Below are 15,778 nucleotides of genomic sequence, written 5' to 3' on the forward strand. Positions count from 1 at the left end.
ATATTACATTAAATTAGGGTATATAAATAGTTGGATAGATAAGAAATACGCAAGATGTATAAGTCGATTGAAACCCTGCTCGTGGAAATCCCAACAATCCGTCCGCACAAGATGGCTGTTGCAACCATGCAAACGCAAACCCTTGTTTTGATTAAAATCACCACCGAAGATGGTTATATCGGTTGGGGTGAAGCGACGACGATTGGTGGTCTAGGCTATGGTGAAGAAAGCCCTGAAAGCATTCGTACCAATATTGAAACTTATTTTAGTCCTTTACTGAAAACTCTCACTGGTTTGAATGTTGCTCAAACCATGCAAGCTATTAAACGTAGTATTAACGGCAATCGCTTTGCTAAATGTGCCATTCAAACGGCGCTACTCGATATTTTGGCGCAGCGTTTAAATCTGCCCTTAAGTGAAGTATTGGGCGGCCGTTTACGTGACAGCTTGCCTGTTCTTTGGGTACTTGCATCTGGCAATACGGAAAAAGACATTGCCGAAGCACAAAAGATGATTGCGGCAAAACGACACAATATTTTCAAACTCAAAATAGGTTCACGCCCCGTTGAAGCTGATGTTGAGCATGTTTTAGCTATTAAAAAAGCGTTAGGTTCAGACATTTCTATACGTGTGGATGTTAACCGTGCATGGTCTGAATTAGATGCCATTAAAGGCATTCAGTTGTTACAAGATGGTGGTGTTGACCTGATTGAGCAGCCTTGCGCAATCGATAACATTGACGCGATGCGCCGTTTAACTCGTCGTTTTGATATAGCCATTATGGCAGATGAATCACTGATGGGGCCTCAAACGGCATATCAACTTGCTCGGCACAATTCTGCCTCTGTTTTTGCAGTCAAAGTTGCACAGTCTGGCGGTTTAATCGAAGGCTGTGAGGTTTCAAAAATCGCCAAACTTGCGGGTATCGATTTATACGGTGGAACCATGCTTGAAGGTCCTGTAGGCACTATTGCATCGGCACATGCTTTTTCGACCTTTGACAATTTAGCTTATGGCACTGAGCTTTTTGGTCCATTGTTGTTGACTGAAGAAATTTTAAAAACCCCACTTAAATATCAAGATTTCGAACTCAAGATTCCGACCACAGCAGGTTTAGGGATTGAAATTGATGAAAACAAAATTGATGACTTACGTCGCAAATAACATTTAGCTAGGAGTAAGAAATGCTTTACCAAGTACGCATGGATGTCAATATTCCATTAGATATGCCAGTCGAAAAAGCCAATGAAATTAAAGCTGTAGAAAAGGCTTATTCACAAGATCTACAACGTCAAGGCAAATGGCGCCATATCTGGCGCATTACCGGTCAATATTCAAATATCAGTATTTTTGATGTTGAAAGCAATGAAGAGCTACACAACATTTTACAAGGGCTTCCCCTTTACCCGTATATGAATATTGAAGTTATGGCTTTAAATCGTCATCCCTCTTCTGTTCGTAGTGATGACAGCTGATGCGATTGGATTCCAATTGGGTAACACATGATTGGAATCCATTTTCTGCATTTTTAAGTTTGTAAATATTTGAAATAAAAGATTATCTGCCTTGTATGACTGAAGTGGTTAGTCAGGTAAATAGTTTTATCGTTCTTGATGAAGGATCGTAGCATGATTGATAAAAGTACCGCTTCCTTAACAGAAGCACTTTCTCAAATTAAGGATGGATCTACCATTATGATTGGCGGCTTCGGTACGGCTGGTCAGCCTGCTGAACTGATTGATGGACTGATTGAACTTGGCATCAAAGATCTCATCATCGTCAACAACAATGCAGGTAATGGTGACTATGGACTTGCTAAATTACTCAAAGCTGGTGCTGTCCGTAAGATGATCTGTTCTTTCCCTCGCCAATCGGACTCTTGGGTGTTCGATGAGCTATACCGTGCAGGAAAAATAGAACTTGAGCTTGTACCACAAGGTAATTTGGCTTGCCGTATTCAAGCGGCAGGCATGGGTTTAGGTCCAATTTATACACCAACAGGTTTTGGTACGTTGTTGGCAGAAGGCAAACCTACACTCAATTATGAAGGCAAAGATTTCGTCCTCGAAAATCCAATTAAAGCTGATTTTGCTTTAATCAAAGCACATCAGGGCGACCGCTGGGGCAACTTGGTTTACAACAAATCAGCGCGTAACTTTGGCCCCATTATGGCTATGGCAGCAGATGTGACAATTGCTCAGGTTTCTGAAGTTGTTGAACTTGGTGCATTAGACCCAGAGCACATTATTACCCCTGGCATTTTTGTACAACATGTTGTGGCTGTTCAACCTGCACAGCTTGAGCAATCTGCATAAATCACGTGAGGAAAGAACCATGAGCTATACCAAATTAACCCGTGATCAAATTGCAGAACGTGTTGCACAAGATATTCCAGATGGTGCTTATGTCAATTTAGGCATTGGCTTGCCCACTAAAATTTCAAATTATTTACCAACAGATAAAGATGTTTTTCTACATTCAGAAAATGGACTTTTGGCTTTTGGTCCTCCTCCAGCTAAAGGCGAAGAAGACCCTGAGTTAATTAATGCAGGAAAAGAGTTTGTCACTATGCAAACGGGCGGCTGCTTTTTTCACCATGGTGACTCTTTTGCCATGATGCGTGGCGGGCATTTAGATATTGCAGTATTAGGCGCTTTTCAGGTTGCCCGAAATGGTGACTTAGCAAATTGGCATACTGGTGCGCCAGATGCAATTCCTGCTGTAGGTGGTGCAATGGATTTGGCTGTTGGGGCGAAAAAAGTCTTTATTACTACAGACCATGTGACCAAAAAAGGTGAACCGAAAATTGTTGCTGAATTGTCATACCCTGCGACAGGCCTGCAATGTGTCGATCGTATTTACACAGATTTGTGCGTCATTGATGTGACGGTTGAAGGCATGAAAGTGATTGAAAAAGTCGAGGGCTTGAGCTTTGACGAATTACAGTTAATGACAGGTGCTAAGCTGATAGATACGACAGCTTAAAGCAAAAAGTCCCTCCTTGATTAAAGGAGGGATTTAGGGAGGATTAATATTCAAAAATTAACTTCCTGTAAATCCCTCCCAACCTCCCGTTAAAAGGGAGGAGCTGAGTTTTTAGGATTTATAAAATGAAAAATGCCTATATTATTGATGCAATCCGTACCCCTTTCGGTCGCTATGCGGGCGGTTTAGCAGCAGTACGTACCGACGACCTAGGTGCCTTACCTATTAAGGCACTGATGCAGCGAAATCCAAGTATTGCTTGGGAGTCTGTTGATGACGTGATTTACGGCTGTGCGAACCAAGCCGGTGAAGATAACCGTAATGTTGCACGAATGTCGTCGCTACTTGCAGGTGTACCTTTTCAAGTTCCTGCTACAACTGTAAACCGACTTTGTGGTTCATCACTTGATGCGATTGCGATGGCAGCCCGTGCAATTAAAGCAAATGAAGCAGACTTAATTATTGCCGGCGGTGTAGAGAGTATGTCCCGTGCGCCCTTTGTTATGGGTAAATCGGAAAGTGCTTATGGACGCAGTCAAAAGATTGAAGACACCACCATGGGTTGGCGTTTTATCAATCCAATACTCAAGCAAATGTATGGCGTGGAAACCATGCCTCAAACCGCTGAAAATGTGGCAGAACAATTCAACATTAACCGTGCTGATCAAGATGCTTTTGCCTTAGAAAGTCAGCGCCGTACAGCCGCTGCACAGGCCAATGGTTTTTTTGAGAAAGAAATCATCCCTGTCGTCATTCCACAGCGTAAAGGCGACCCACTGATAGTCGATACAGATGAGCATCCACGTGCATCGACGACGGCAGAAGGCTTAGCAAAACTCAAACCTGTGGTGAAAGCTGATGGGACGGTAACTGCGGGCAATGCTTCAGGGATCAATGATGGTGCAGCTGCACTACTGATTGCTTCAGATAATGCTGTCAACAAATTTAAGTTAAAGCCACGGGCCAAAATTATTGCGGCAACGGTGGTGGGTGTTGAACCCAAAATCATGGGCTTTGGTCCTGCGCCTGCCATAAAAAAGTTGTTAGCTCAAACAGGTCTAAGCCTTGAACAAATGGATGTAATCGAGCTGAATGAAGCTTTTGCGGCTCAAGCCTTAGCGGTTACCCGTGAATTAGGTTTAGAAGATGGTGCTAAACATGTTAATCCAAACGGGGGCGCTATTGCTTTGGGTCATCCATTAGGCGCATCTGGAGCACGTTTAGTCACGACTGCATTAAATCAGCTTGAGGAAATTTCAGGTCAATATGCCCTCTGTTCGATGTGCATTGGTGTCGGTCAAGGCATCGCTTTGATTATTGAACGTGTTTAATCCTCAATAAAAGTCCACCTTATCAAAGGGGGGATTTAGGGGGATTTATAAAATTAAGGATTCAAAACATGCCTACATTTATATCCAATGATGCAACGATTAATTACGCAACCTTTGGTGACCACATACGACCTGCGATTGTGTTTTCTAATTCTTTAGGCACAAAGTTCAACATGTGGCAGCCTCAGATAGAGGCGCTGCAGCAGGATTATTTTGTCATTTGTTATGATACACGTGGTCATGGTGCATCTTCTGCCCCTCAAGGGCCATATAGCCTTGATCAATTGGGTACAGATGTCATCCATTTATTGGATCATTTAAATATTCAACAAGCCACATTTTGTGGAATATCGATGGGTGGTTTAACAGGTCAATGGCTTGCAATACATCATCCTGAACGCTTTAACCATGTCATTGTATGCAATACCGCTGCAAAAATTGGGCAAGAATCAGCTTGGAATGAACGTGCACAGTTAGTCCGTCAACAAGGTCTGAAACCAATTGCAGAAACGGCAGCATCACGATGGTTTACAGAACCCTTTATCCAAAGTAACACGGCAACTGTACAATCTTTGAGTAACGACCTCGGAGCTGGCAGCCCAGAAGGTTATGCAAGTTGTTGTGAAGCTTTGGCTAAAGCGGATTTACGCAATGAAATCTCGTCTATTCACGTACCTGTATTAATTATTGCAGGTCAACAAGACCCTGTAACTACAGTTGCAGATGGTCAATTCATGCAAGAACGCATTGCAAATAGCCAATTATTTGAAATTAATGCATCGCATATTTCAAACATCGAACAGCCAGATGCATTTAATCAGGCTTTGCAGAATTTTATACAGCAATAATAAGCAGCTGAACAAATTCAATGTAATGTTATTAAAATAGAGCCTTGCCATTGTGCAGGGCTTTATTTCGTTTGAAGGCTTATACTCTCATCAATGGAGGTGGTATCGATGATCTTGCTGTGCAATTAGTAGACTTGAAAAATAGGCATATAAATGCTTATTGCGTGCAGCATTGCGGAAATTGGTTTGTGTATAATCCAGAATTTGAATGTTATAGCTTAAAGAAAAAATATCAAGGCGCAAAAGTATGGACATCTCTTTCATACGAAAAAATAAAGACCGTATTGCAGGCCCAAGCTTTAATGAATAATTATACTTTATCTAGAAAATTAACATTAAAAGCACTCCGTAAATGAATATTGATATTGAAAAAGACCGAAGTATTGGAGTCCTTCGGTCTAAACTTTTAACTCCACTCATTCCACATAGGCGTTTAAGCCCATATATTGAAGAATAGTTTGAAGAATAATCCCATGAAATTTTAAGCTGCAGGATGATTGAGTTGATCAATGATGCCTTGTGCAGCCAATTCATTTAATTCAGCTTCAGTTTTAAATTGGGACAAAATTTCGATTGTGTGCTGCCCTAACTGCGGTGGTGCATGACGGTATTCTACAGGCGTATCAGATAATTTCATCGGTGATCCAATCACTTTAAAATCATGATTTAAAGCATGTGGAATATTCACCACCATTTGACGATGTTGAATTTGCGGTTCATTTAATGCATCTTCTACAGAGTTGATTACACCCACTGGCACTTTTACCGCATGAATCGCATCAACCCAAACTTGAGCATCTTGAGTGAGAAAATAAGCACTCAATAATGGAATTAATTCTTCACGGTGCTTCACTCGATCTTGATTACGTAAATAGTTTGGTTGATCTAGCAGTTCTGTATAGCCAATCGCAATACACAAATCTTTAAATTGTTTGTCATTACCACAGGCAATAATAAATTCTTTATCTTTAGCTTTAAAGGTTTGATACGGTACAATATTCGGGTGATTATTTCCCATGCGCTTGGGTGCTTTGCCCGAGGTCAAATAGTTCATACCTTGATTGGCCAAAGCCGCTACCTGTACATCGAGTAATGACATATCAATATATTGACCGCGTCCAGTATGTTGCCGCGCCAACAATGCCGCCTGAATAGCAATGGTTGAGTACAGTCCGGTCTGAATATCGACCACAGCGACCCCCACCTTTTGTGCTCCGCCACCCATCACATCATCAGCTTCACCAGTAATACTCATCAGACCTGACATGCCTTGAATAATAAAGTCATAGCCTGGTTCTTCCGCGCGTGGCCCATCCTGACCAAAACCTGTAATTGAGCAATATACGATATTTGGATTTAGCGCACTGAGCGATGCATAATCCAAACCATATTTGGCAAGTGAGCCTGCTTTGTAGTTTTCAATCACGACATCTGCCGTTTTAGCAATTTCACGGACTAGGGCTTGCCCTTCTTCACTAGCAATATCAATGGCTACAGAATATTTATTGCGGTTCGCACATTGGTAATAGCCTGATTCTTTCGTCGCTTGACCTTGCTGATTTGGCATCCAAGGTGGTCCCCACATACGGGTATCATCCCCGACTTTAGGACGCTCAATTTTGATTACCTCTGCACCTAAATCAGCCAATATTTGACCGCACCAAGGACCTGCCAAAACACGGCTTAAGTCCAATACGCGAATTCCTTTTAATGCACCCATAGTTCACTCCAGATGTGCCATAGTATTGAGCTATGGCACAGATATTTTTAATTATTTTACTGTTGCAGTTTTTGCAGACGCTTTTTGCTCTGCATCAGCAACATGTGTATCTAAACTTGCCAGTTTTTCTTTTTCCGCATCTGAAGAAAGTGATGCTTGCTGTGGGTCATATTGGCGTTCACGGATGAACAAGCCTGGAATAACACCTGCAATAAAGTAAGCAGCACCCATTACAATAAAGGCCATGGTGAATGATCCGCCAGCGGCAATCATACCAATGGTTGCTGGTGCTATGGCTGCGCCTAAACGTCCCATATTGTAAGCACCGCCAATAGCCGTACCGCGTACATCCGTCGAGAAGCTTTCTGCCATATAAGTTGCATTTACACCGTATGGAATACCGTATAGGAAACCGAAAGTTACGAGTAAATAGGCGATGTTGGTTGGTGTGTTATAGAAAATGATGATCGGTAAGAATGCTGCCGTAGCTACCGTACCAAACACAAAGGTAATACGACGTCCGAACTTGTCAGCGGCATAGCCTGCTAAAATTTTACCCAAAATCATGGCGGTATATGCACCTACCATATAGCCAGTCATGGCTTTAAAGTTCATGCTGAGTTCAGTTTCTAAATACGTTGGCATCCAATTGTTGACACCGTAATAACCGAATTGTAGAAATGCAGCGGTCGACATCCAAAGGAAAAACATTTTGCGATGATTGGTATGTCCAAAAATACGTTTATAAATGCTTTCAGAAGGTGCGTTTTGCTTGGCTGCAGCTTGCTGCTGTACAGGTTCAAGCTTTAATTCACGGCGTTTTATCTGCTCAATTTTTGCTTCCTGCCAAGATTTTGGTTCAGGAACAAAACGCATAAAGATCAGGGCAAAAGCAGCAGGAATAATGGTGACATAAAATAGCATCCGCCAGCCGTGATCTGGAATAATGGCACCCGCCAGCAGCGTTGCAACGATATAACCCACGGTTTGACCGGTTTGCAAAGTCCCAAGTACCGTTGTTCGATATTTGGTTGGCACATATTCTGCCATGAGCGTATTACACGCCATGTAAAGAGAACCCAGTCCAAAAGCGCCAATAAAACGTAAAATTAAAAATTGTTCATAGCTTTGGGTAAAGCCTAAGATACAGGTCATGATCGAGAAAAATACGACCGACCAAGCAATGGTTTTCACACGGCCGAATTTATCGCACGCCCATCCACCCGAAATACCACCCAGCGCCATCCCTGCTAAAGAAGAACTACCGAGCATTCCAGCTTGAAATGTACTTAAACCAAATTCAGCCTTTAAACTGGTCAGGCTGAATGACAGCAACATGATGTCTACACCATCAATCACCAAGGAAATAAAGGCAAAAATAAAGGCCATTTTCCAAGTGTTGCTGGTAATCCGATGCATCGTGCCCACGTTAGAAGGCAATTTGAGCGTTCCTGCTCCGTTTTGCATTTCGTTATTCATTTCCTTGTTCCTCATTTTCCCAAATGAGTCATCGGCATTCCTATGTCTGCACATTTGCCTTTTTTATTCTTTTTATTTCATCACTGCTCAGGCTATTGCACAGAGTTACAAGAGTGTTTCACGATGAATCCTTTATTGATTAAGTTTATTTTTACATAAAAAGTCTCTAAGGCACTCTATGCAGAGCACCTTATCGATATATAATTCAATTAGTTACCAAAAGCCGCGATGCCTGTTTGCGCACGACCTAGAATCAGTGCATGTACATCATGTGTGCCTTCATAAGTGTTGACGACTTCGAGGTTAACCAAATGGCGGGCAACACCAAACTCATCAGAAATACCATTTCCGCCCATCATGTCACGCGCTACACGGGCAATATCTAAAGCCTTGCCACAGTTGTTACGTTTAATGAGTGATGTGCCTTCTACTGCAGCTAAACCTTCATCTTTCATACGTCCAAAGCGAAGCGCAGCTTGTAGCCCCAAGGCAATCTCAGTTTGCATATCCGCCAATTTCTTTTGAATTAACTGATTCGCTGCCAATGGTCGGCCAAACTGTTTACGGTCCATGGTGTATTGGTGCGCTGTATGCCAGCAGAACTCAGCTGCGCCCATTGCGCCCCAAGCGATACCATAACGTGCACTGTTTAGACAGGTAAATGGGCCTTTTAAACCACGTACTTCTGGAAAAGCGTTCTCTTCAGGAACAAAGACATTGTCCATGACAATTTCACCGGTAATTGATGCACGTAAGCCAACTTTACCGTGAATCGCAGGCGCTGATAGACCGTCCCAGCCTTTTTCTAAAATAAATCCGCGAATGTCTCCTACATGACCTTCAGGCGATACTTCTTTCGCCCAAACCACAAACACATCGGCAATTGGGCTGTTGGTAATCCACATTTTTGCGCCAGTTAGACGGTAACCACCATCCACTTTTTTTGCACGAGTAATCATGCTACCCGGGTCAGAGCCATGATCAGGCTCAGTCAGGCCGAAACAGCCAATGTACTCGCCTGTTGCCAACTTTGGCAGGTATTTCTGTTTTTGCTCTTCAGAGCCAAATTCATTAATTGGCACCATCACCAAAGAACTTTGCACGCTGGCCATAGAGCGGTAGCCAGAATCTACATATTCAATTTCACGTGCAACTAATCCATAGCTAACATAGTTTAGACCTGCGCCGCCGTATTGCTCTGGAATCGTTGGGCCAAGTAAGCCAAGCTCACCCATTTCTCGGAAAATTGATGCATCAGTTTTTTCATGTCGAAATTGTTCGAGTACACGTGGCTGTAAACGCTCTTGGCAGTAAGCATGTGCAGTATCACGGACCATGCGTTCTTCTTCAGTTAATTGCTGTTCCAAAAGAAACGGGTCTTGCCAGTTAAATTGTACTTTTGCCTTTTTTACATTGACCATTTGATTCATCGCATCCTCTGCTTTTTCAGGTTTTCGTTGTTTTATTTGATGCTATGTGTGAAAAGTGATTCATTCAAACGATTAATTTGCATGTAGATATGCGCCTTTCGCATACCTAAGCTTGGCTCACAGCGTGTTAAGCACTTTAGCCACTGATTTGAACTGCGGATTGCTTTATTTATAGACTATAGTGGTATATGAAAATCATTCTTATATGCCATTTTGTGATACCTATCGATAAAAAGGACTTTATCTATGCGGCGCAATATTCCGTCATTGCAAAGCTTAATTTGCTTTGAATCTGCTGCAAAACACGCGAGTTATACGCATGCTTCCCAAGAGTTATTTATTACGCAAAGTGCCGTGTCGCGCCAAATTCAACAGCTTGAAGAATATTTAGGTGTAATGCTATTTAGCAGAACACGTCACGGTGTCGATCTCACAGAAGCAGGCAAGCAATATGCAAAAAGTATTAAACCCTTTTTGCAAGGTATCGAAAAAAGCACTTCAGATATTATGATGCACAAAGGCTTGGGCGGCACTTTAAAGCTGGGCGTTGTGCCAACCTTTGCCACACGTTGGCTGTTGCCAAAATTACATAAATTAAATGCGCAGCATCCTGAAATTACCGTGCATTTAGAAACCAGTACCAAACCTTTTTTGTTTAATGAAAATGTCTTTGACGCGGCGATTTTTGCAGGAACGCAACAGCAAATTGAGCATTGGCCGGGTATTCAAGCGCATTATTTAATGGATGAAGAAGTGGTTCCCGTTTGTTCCCCCAAATTGATTGAAAACAACTTTCCACTTGCGTAAATGACCGATGATCACAGTTTTAATTTAAGCGATGAAGAGTTACTTCAATTTCCCTTATTACAGCAAACAACCCGTCCAAGTATTTGGCAAGAATGGTTTCAAGCCCATCAGCTTCAGCATCCCAAACCATTTGATGGTCAGCGACATGAACTATTTTCTATGCTTTCTGTGGCCGCCAGTCATGGCATGGGTATGGCACTGATTCCACAAATGCTGATTGAAGCTGAACTGAGAAAAAAAGAATTGGTGATTGCATCAAATAAAAAACTGCACGGTAGCCGAAAATATTATTTAGTCCATTCGAGCCAAGACAGTTCACCGCAAATACAAAAATTTGTCGATTGGGTGCTACAAGAATTGCACCAGATCAGTTGAAGTAATCGCTATATTTTGAGTACAGTAAATTCGCTGAATCATCCATTCAATACATGTAACCGTGCCTAATGGACGCATCAATTAAAATATAAGGCTATATATCTATGCAAAAAATTGTGGTGTTTTCAGGTGCCGGCATGAGCGCAGAAAGCGGCATCAATACTTTCCGTGACAGTGATGGTCTTTGGGAACAGCATCGTATTGAAGATGTGGCCACACCTGAAGCTTGGGCACGTGACCCTTCTTTAGTACAGCGTTTTTATAATGAACGCCGTAAACATATTTTAGCCGCAGAGCCAAATGCAGCGCATAAATTAATTGCTGAACTCGATGATTTTTTTGATGTACAAGTCATTACTCAAAATATTGATGACCTACATGAACGTGCAGGCAGTCAAAATGTACTACATCTGCATGGAAATATTCGTTACGCAAAAAGCTCTGGCCCTCAGGCGCAATATACGCAGGAATTGTTTCCCATTGAAGGTGCTGATTTAAACTTAGATACTGATAAATGCCCTGAAGGATATCCTTTACGGCCACATGTAGTCTGGTTTGGCGAAGCAGTTCCTGCCTACGAAGATGCAAGTGTGAGTGTGCAAACAGCAGATATTTTTATTGTGATTGGTACGAGTCTGGCTGTCTATCCTGTGGCTGGATTGATTCACGAAATCCCAGCCAACTGCCGTGCATTTTATATCGACCCGAAAGCAGATTATCAGCGTGTACCTGAGCAGTATCAACTGATTAAAGCGGGTTCGAGTGAAGGAATGAAAAAACTTTTTTTGCAATTGCTTGCGCCATAAAAGTACATTTTGGCATCAGTATCGATCAAAAAAATGATATCGCCTGCTACTTTTGCAGGCTTTTTGCTGTTTATAGCCTATCTAACTTGGCTTAAGTCCAATAAATGACGGCATAAACACGTTTGGCATTCAAATTGCTTAACAGTATTACGTTTTATTAAAAAAGTAATATTGGGGCTTGGTCAGTATGGGTTATGTCGCAAGAGAGCTCAGTCCAAAAAGTAAGCTATTGCTTGGCTTAGGATCATTTTTAATTCCTGTGCTCATTTGGTGTGCAGTGAGTTATTTGCCATTTTTATGGCACCCGCAGGTGCAAATTACGCAGTCAGGCAGTGTGCCTTATTTTCAGGTGGATAGCCGTGTAGACAAAGCGGTGTTTTATGCCGAAGCGCAATCTGCGGTCAATGCTGGTTTAGCGCCACCTCAAGGTAAACTGGTCAATCCAATCTATCTACCTGCACCGCATGAAGTGGCAAAAGCGCTGGTTACAGCCTTTATTACCCCGCCTGCCCAACCTGATGCCCCATGGTTTCATCAAAGCTTATGGCACAGTATTAAAATTGTGTTCAGCGCATTTTTTATTGCCTCTCTCATCGGTATTCCGCTCGGTATTCTTTGCGGTTTTTCTCAAAAAATATCTCAACTGACCGAACCCTTTGTTGAGTTTTTTCGCTACTTGCCCGCTCCTGCTTTTGGCGCTTTGGCCGTTGCGATTTTAGGCATTAATGATGCACCTAAAATCGCCATTATCGTGATCGGGACGCTATTTCAGCAAATTCTAATTATCGCCAATACCACACGGATGGTTGACCGTGGCTTGATTGAAGCAGGTTTTACGCTGGGTACCAATAAAATGAAAAGCTTATTTCATGTGGTGATTCCGGCGGCGCTTCCTGACATTTACCGCGACCTACGTGTATTGCTGGGCTGGGCTTGGACTTATCTGATCGTATCTGAACTAATCGGCACAACATCTGGGATTACATGGTTTATCACCCAACAAGCGCGTTACCAAAACTTTGACAATGTCTATGCCGCGATCCTCATCATTGGAGTGATTGGTTTGGTATGCGATGTAGTGCTAATGAAACTCGGTCAACGTCTATTTAAATGGAAAGCAGGAGCAAAATAATGAACAGCACAGAGTTTAATGCCAGCACTTATTTCGATGCAATTTATGCACGCCCTGTCATTTTAGAAGCAAAAAAACTTACACAAAGTTTTAAGCACGGCAAAACTGAACGCACTATTTTAAATCAGTTGGATTTAAAGATTCATAAACGTGAATTTATCTGCGTGATTGGCCCATCGGGTTGCGGTAAATCGACCTTTAGCCGAATTGTGGCTGGACTTGACCCTTACAGTAGCGGTGAATTGCTGGTCGATGGCCAAGCCATTGAAGGCCCAAGCCCTGAGCGTGGCATGGTGTTTCAAGGCTACACGCTTTTTCCATGGAAAACGGTCAAAGAAAATGTGATGTTCGGCCCTTTAATGAAGGGTGCCAGCAATGCTTCGGCTGAATCCAGCGCCCGCGAATGGATTGATATTATTGGTCTAGAAAAATACCAAGATCAGTACCCGCATCAGCTTTCTGGTGGGATGAAACAGCGCGTTGCCATTGCCCGCGCATTGGTCAATGAACCCAAAATATTATTGATGGATGAGCCGTTTGGCGCGCTTGACCCGCATACCCGTCAAAAAATGCAAAAACATTTAATGGATCTTTGGCAAAACATTGATATCACGATTATTTTTGTGACACATGATATGGATGAAGCGATTTTATTGGCGGATCGTATTGTGGCGCTCAAAGCCAATCCTGGTGAAATTAAAGAAATTATTGAGGTCGATTTGCCCCGTCCTCGTAATCCTGAACTCATGCTGAGCCCTGAATTTAAACAACTGCGCGAACGGGTGGATTTCTTGGTACATGCGCAGGAAGACGAGCTCGACCCTGCAATGGAGAACTTACCGAAAATTCCGCGTATGACCCAAGTCAGTACACAAAAATAACTGGATTAATCCCTCTTCATCTTTAGGACGGCCTAAATGATGTAACTACAGCGTTGGACGGCCAACTTTATAGGAATTGAAGATGAATGAATCTTATGTTTTGCCACTTGTTGATATTTCAAAAATGCAAAGCACGGAATTGTCAGAGCGTTTAGAAGTAGCAACCGCTTTGGATCAAGCCTGTAAAGATGTTGGTTTTCTATATTTAAAAGGTGATCAGTTCAATTTTGATTTTGCGACATCATTGATTCAGGTGGCAAAGCGCTATTTCCAACAAGATACTGCCAGTAAAATGCAACACTTTATTGGGCTGTCGAAAAATCACAGTGGCTATGTGCCAATTGGTGAAGAACAGTTTGTAGGCAACAGCTATGACTTAAAAGAAGCCTATGACATCAATTATGATTACCACGGCGAAACGACGGCATTTCCCTTGCTGGGCCCTACGTTATGGCCAGATGACGCCACATTTAAGAGTACGGTCTGTGATTATTACTGCCATTTACGCAGTATTAGCGAGCAGATTTTTCAGGCCTTTGCTTTAGCATTGAATGTAGATGAGCATTTTTTTGATTGCAAAATTACCCATCCGACCAGCCAACTGCGTCTAATCCATTATCCCTATAACCCTGAAGTGAAAGATGCCGAAGGTATTGGCGCGCATACAGATTATGAGTGCTTTACACTGCTCTTGCCGACGGCACCAGGTTTACAAGTATTAAATAAACAAGGTGAATGGATGGATATTACATTGATTGAAAATACTTTGGTGATGAATATTGGCGACATGATGGAAATTTTGTCGAATGGCAAATATTTGGCCACCAAGCACCGTGTTAAAAAAGTCTCTGAAGAGCGCTACTCTTTCCCTCTGTTCTGTGCATGCAATTACGACACGATCATTGAGCCTGTACATTCTACTGAAGCGCCCAAATATCAGCCCCTAATTGGTGGCGAACATTTATTTAATCAAACCGCGCAAACCTTTAGTTATCTCAAAAAACGTATCGCTTCAGGAGAGCTAAGTCTTAGAAATGCTGTGCCATTGTCATCATTTGGTATGGATGAAAATACAGAAGCACAAGGAGCAAGCGCATGAATCTATTTCAGGCTTTAGCACAACTTCCAGCCAGCCAAGAGGTTTCAGGTCCTATTCCAGACTATTTATATGGTGCTTTTCGCCGTAAAAGCATTAGTTTTTCAAATGGTTTGACGGATGAAAAGACCATTGTGTATTGGTTTCAGTCACGTAGTTTCACCATCGATCTACGTTTAAAAAGCCAAGAAAATACGCCAGTGAATGAGCGTCAAGGCTGGATTGGTAACACCCTATGGGATGCTAAACAACAATTATTGTCTTGGGACGTTAAAGCACACTCAAATTATCAAAATCATGTGCAATGGCCAGAACCTGCAAAACTACATGCGATTGGCAACTGTATTTTAGAATTCTCTCCAAGCAATGCGTATGTCGAAGACTGGCGTCAACAAGTGCATGAAGGGTTATTTTTAGGCCTGCGCTTGAAGTCAGCTTTAGATGTAGAAAGCCATCAGCCATTGCAGATGGATGGCGGTTTAATTATTTGTGATAAGCATGTGGCCTTTGCACTGAGTCGTTTACCTACAGATCAGCAAACTGTTGCCAGCATCGATATATCATCTGCACCTACTATGTATGAAACGGTGATTGAAAGCTTTGAAGTATCCATCGCTGTAGATGGTCTGCATAAGCACTATACAACGACTTCATCTCAGCAAGATCAACCACTTAACTTTGATCATTTCAAAGTTATTGATGAAACACATTTAATGCAAAACGTCATTATTAATGGTCAAGCAATACAGCTGATGTTCGAGGTGGATATTTATGTTCCACATTATGCATTTCAGCGTCGCACTGATACCACGACAGAAAGTACAGATTGGTTGCAAAATGAAAAACAGCACCTCTTGTACCATGCCGTAGAATGTCTATAGGAAATCA

At 42.3% G+C, this 15,778-nt stretch carries 15 protein-coding genes and 1 pseudogene; 13 read left to right on the plus strand and 3 right to left on the minus strand.

Features of this window, described 5'->3' with window-relative positions; all coding sequences use genetic code 11:
* Positions 1–54: 54 nt before the first annotated feature.
* The 7 genes from FTU05_RS00300 (at position 55) to FTU05_RS00330 (ending at position 5,520) form a co-directional block, all read left to right on the plus strand.
* Positions 55–1,164, plus strand: coding sequence for a muconate/chloromuconate family cycloisomerase (locus FTU05_RS00300; RefSeq protein ID WP_180106095.1), 1,110 nt, complete (start codon positions 55–57; stop codon positions 1,162–1,164).
* A gap of 20 nt (positions 1,165–1,184) precedes the next feature.
* The gene (gene catC, locus FTU05_RS00305) at positions 1,185–1,475 is read left to right on the plus strand and encodes a muconolactone Delta-isomerase (protein ID WP_180021835.1); all 291 of its coding nucleotides are present in this window, start codon (positions 1,185–1,187) and stop codon (positions 1,473–1,475) included.
* Between the two features lie 153 nt (positions 1,476–1,628).
* Positions 1,629–2,315 (plus strand): 3-oxoacid CoA-transferase subunit A, encoded by a 687-nt coding sequence (locus FTU05_RS00310; RefSeq protein ID WP_078193765.1) that lies wholly within the window; start codon positions 1,629–1,631, stop codon positions 2,313–2,315.
* 19 nt (positions 2,316–2,334) lie between these two features.
* Positions 2,335–2,985, plus strand: coding sequence for a 3-oxoacid CoA-transferase subunit B (locus FTU05_RS00315; protein ID WP_180106096.1), 651 nt, complete (start codon positions 2,335–2,337; stop codon positions 2,983–2,985).
* 125 nt (positions 2,986–3,110) lie between these two features.
* The gene (pcaF, locus tag FTU05_RS00320) at positions 3,111–4,316 is read left to right on the plus strand and encodes a 3-oxoadipyl-CoA thiolase (protein ID WP_180106097.1); all 1,206 of its coding nucleotides are present in this window, start codon (positions 3,111–3,113) and stop codon (positions 4,314–4,316) included.
* Between the two features lie 68 nt (positions 4,317–4,384).
* Positions 4,385–5,164, plus strand: a complete 780-nt coding sequence (pcaD, locus tag FTU05_RS00325; RefSeq protein WP_180106098.1) for a 3-oxoadipate enol-lactonase — start codon at positions 4,385–4,387, stop codon at positions 5,162–5,164.
* 71 nt (positions 5,165–5,235) lie between these two features.
* Positions 5,236–5,520: a hypothetical protein gene (locus tag FTU05_RS00330; RefSeq protein ID WP_257222556.1), complete on the plus strand. Its 285-nt coding sequence runs from the start codon at positions 5,236–5,238 to the stop codon at positions 5,518–5,520.
* A 125-nt stretch (positions 5,521–5,645) separates the two neighbouring features.
* Here the strand turns inward: FTU05_RS00330 and FTU05_RS00335 are convergent, their stop codons facing one another.
* The 3 genes from FTU05_RS00335 to FTU05_RS00345 form a co-directional block, all read right to left on the minus strand.
* Positions 5,646–6,884: a CaiB/BaiF CoA-transferase family protein gene (locus tag FTU05_RS00335; protein WP_180106099.1), complete on the minus strand. Its 1,239-nt coding sequence runs from the start codon at positions 6,882–6,884 to the stop codon at positions 5,646–5,648.
* A 51-nt stretch (positions 6,885–6,935) separates the two neighbouring features.
* On the minus strand, positions 6,936–8,363 hold the full coding sequence (locus tag FTU05_RS00340; protein WP_180106100.1) for an MFS transporter: 1,428 nt from the start codon (positions 8,361–8,363) through the stop codon (positions 6,936–6,938).
* A 209-nt stretch (positions 8,364–8,572) separates the two neighbouring features.
* Positions 8,573–9,793 (minus strand): acyl-CoA dehydrogenase, encoded by a 1,221-nt coding sequence (locus FTU05_RS00345; RefSeq protein WP_180054767.1) that lies wholly within the window; start codon positions 9,791–9,793, stop codon positions 8,573–8,575.
* Positions 9,794–10,039: 246 nt separating this feature from the next.
* On the opposite strand from FTU05_RS00345, the pseudogene FTU05_RS00350 reads away from it, so the two are divergent.
* From FTU05_RS00350 to FTU05_RS00375, 6 genes and pseudogenes are all read left to right on the plus strand, one after another.
* Positions 10,040–10,975: pseudogene (locus tag FTU05_RS00350) on the plus strand (LysR substrate-binding domain-containing protein).
* 104 nt (positions 10,976–11,079) lie between these two features.
* On the plus strand, positions 11,080–11,781 hold the full coding sequence (locus FTU05_RS00355) for a Sir2 family NAD-dependent protein deacetylase (RefSeq protein WP_180106102.1): 702 nt from the start codon (positions 11,080–11,082) through the stop codon (positions 11,779–11,781).
* Positions 11,782–11,968: 187 nt separating this feature from the next.
* Entirely contained in the window at positions 11,969–12,913 is a 945-nt protein-coding gene (locus FTU05_RS00360; protein ID WP_121530792.1) for an ABC transporter permease, read from the plus strand.
* Entirely contained in the window at positions 12,913–13,794 is an 882-nt protein-coding gene (locus FTU05_RS00365; RefSeq protein ID WP_180064230.1) for an ABC transporter ATP-binding protein, read from the plus strand. Before FTU05_RS00360 ends, FTU05_RS00365 begins: the two co-directional genes overlap by 1 nt.
* Before the next feature lie 82 nt (positions 13,795–13,876).
* Complete coding sequence (locus FTU05_RS00370) at positions 13,877–14,893, plus strand: isopenicillin N synthase family oxygenase (RefSeq protein ID WP_180163877.1); 1,017 nt, start codon at positions 13,877–13,879, stop codon at positions 14,891–14,893.
* Positions 14,890–15,771: a hypothetical protein gene (locus FTU05_RS00375; RefSeq protein WP_180021811.1), complete on the plus strand. Its 882-nt coding sequence runs from the start codon at positions 14,890–14,892 to the stop codon at positions 15,769–15,771. Before FTU05_RS00370 ends, FTU05_RS00375 begins: the two co-directional genes overlap by 4 nt.
* Positions 15,772–15,778 lie beyond the last annotated feature (7 nt).

Origin of the sequence: Acinetobacter sp. YH12049 (assembly GCF_013419875.1) — a bacterium.
Lineage (GTDB): Bacteria > Pseudomonadota > Gammaproteobacteria > Pseudomonadales > Moraxellaceae > Acinetobacter > Acinetobacter amyesii.